The following is a 290-nucleotide window of genomic DNA, read 5'->3' on the forward strand; positions in this document are numbered from 1 at the left end:
CAAAGCAGGTGCTCTCCCAGCTGAGCTACACCCCCGTATCAGAGGCTGTGGACTCTCGCCTTCGCTTCCCCATTTTGAAGATTCATTCAAGAACCTTCAAAATCGAACAAGAACTATCTTTCAGCGAACCCTCAGGTTCAAAAAACCTAAGGTATAGAACCAAACTCTCTGCTTGATTCGATTCTCCTTAGAAAGGAGGTGATCCAGCCGCACCTTCCGATACGGCTACCTTGTTACGACTTCACCCCAGTTACCAATCCCACCTTCGGCAGCGCCCTCCTTGCGGTTAG

At 50.0% G+C, this 290-nt stretch carries 1 rRNA gene; it reads right to left on the bottom strand.

The features are described 5' to 3' along the window. Positions 1-191: 191 nt before the first annotated feature. Positions 192-290: ribosomal RNA gene (locus H9X81_RS11640) — 16S ribosomal RNA — on the bottom strand; the annotation flags it as partial.

The organism is Hydrogenoanaerobacterium saccharovorans (genome assembly GCF_016901815.1).
GTDB classification, from domain to species: Bacteria; Bacillota; Clostridia; order Oscillospirales; family Ruminococcaceae; genus Avimicrobium; species Avimicrobium caecorum.